Here is a 1,287-nt window from a genome sequence, read left to right as displayed (position 1 = left end):
AAATCCGAATTACAGGGAGAATTATAGCAGAGGACGGCTTAAAAATTCATATAAATCTGCTTAGATTTTCTTGAATTTTAGTATAGTAAAAAATGATAACTCTTATTATTTATAATAATGCTATTATTTAATATATATTAATATTTAATCCTATTGCCTTGCTCTTCCCACTCCTTAGCTATTTTTTTGATTTGAGCTAGGTTGTCTTGAGTGGTTTGCCACTGATCTAGATCGAGCTGATTTTTCTTTTCGTTCTCGGCCGTAAAGATCAGAGCGTTGTAAATTCCGTCTATTAGGCGCGCAGCAAAGTCTTTTTTGCCCATGATCCGAATATTACGTCTTTTTCGCTATAAGCCGTATAATAGGGCCTATCTTTTGATGCTCAAATAGTAAAAAATCCAAAAAAAGACCCGACCGTAGACATGGTCGAGATAGAAAATCCACTTAAAAAGAAGCCTTCTAAGCAAGATCCGGACTTTGATCGATAACTAAATGCTAATGAAAATGTTTGTTTTCAATACTGCTGGGTTCAAAAGCCCTGGTTTAGGGCTTTTGAAAGGGGTATTTTTTAGTTTAAGGTTTATAAGCTGTAAGCTCGGGTGAAACTTAAAGAGTAAAATGCCCTATTTTAGGGGGTTTGGGGTTTAAGGTTTCTAATGCCCGTTTTCTTTGTATGAAGATCCATCTTGTCAAAGCCATTTTAGGAGAAACGCGTCAAATTTCGCTTATAGATCCCCAATATTTCTATCGCATTATCACTTATTGAAAAAGTAACGGTGTAGCCTTTAAAAATTAAATCTCTTATGTTTTCTCGGTCGATAGTCTTGTTTTTATGATTTGGGCTTTTAAATTTTGTATAAAACTATCCGCCCTTGCTTTACTATCTCTAGCGATATAATCGGCGATTTCGCCTAATTCATCCAAAAACTCGCCGGCGTATTTAATTACCACTGATAGCCTCGCTTGGCTAGCTGCTGCGAAAATTCTTTCTCTGAATAAAATTTGAGTTCGCCCTTGTCTAGTTTTTCAACAGTACGTTTTAGTTTTGCAGCATCCGCTTGGCTTATCTCGCCACTAAGTGCCTCGATCATATCGCCATCAAGTTCTATTACGTTGATTTTTTCGCCAAATAGCTGCTTCATAGCGTTGATAATATCGCTAGTCAGCGTAAAACCATCTTTGGCTTGAAGCATAACTGCATTTGTCATTTCTTGCTCCTTGTATTTACCGTCATTATATCGCATCGTTTTTAACGGCTACCATTTTTTCTCTGATGATCGATCTTAA

At 36.4% G+C, this 1,287-nt stretch carries 3 protein-coding genes; all 3 read right to left on the bottom strand.

Going from position 1 to position 1,287, the window contains the following annotated elements:
- Nucleotides 1-137: 137 nt before the first annotated feature.
- The 3 genes from Q0236_RS06845 to Q0236_RS06835 all read right to left on the bottom strand — a co-directional run bounded on the left by Q0236_RS06845 (nt 138) and on the right by Q0236_RS06835 (nt 1,208).
- The gene (locus Q0236_RS06845; protein WP_297916318.1) at nt 138-323 is read right to left on the bottom strand and encodes a hypothetical protein; all 186 of its coding nucleotides are present in this window, start codon (nt 321-323) and stop codon (nt 138-140) included.
- Between the two features lie 478 nt (nt 324-801).
- Complete coding sequence (locus Q0236_RS13295; protein WP_367274743.1) at nt 802-951, bottom strand: hypothetical protein; 150 nt, start codon at nt 949-951, stop codon at nt 802-804.
- Entirely contained in the window at nt 945-1,208 is a 264-nt protein-coding gene (locus Q0236_RS06835) for a hypothetical protein (RefSeq protein ID WP_297916316.1), read from the bottom strand. The genes Q0236_RS13295 and Q0236_RS06835 overlap by 7 nt, the downstream gene beginning before the upstream one ends.
- Nucleotides 1,209-1,287 lie beyond the last annotated feature (79 nt).

The organism is uncultured Campylobacter sp. (assembly GCF_938031315.1).
In the GTDB taxonomy this organism is placed as follows: Bacteria; Campylobacterota; Campylobacteria; order Campylobacterales; family Campylobacteraceae; genus Campylobacter_B.
Note: the sequence above shows the minus strand (reverse complement) of the source record. Positions and strands in the feature narration are given on the sequence as shown.

Bases quoted from the DNA above. Each gene is read 5' to 3' on its own strand.
- Q0236_RS06835 (WP_297916316.1), bottom strand. From the start codon at position 1,208: ATGACAAATGCAGTTATGCTTCAAGCCAAAGATGGTTTTACGCTGACT.
- Q0236_RS06845 (WP_297916318.1), bottom strand. From the start codon at position 323: ATGGGCAAAAAAGACTTTGCTGCGCGCCTAATAGACGGAATTTACAAC.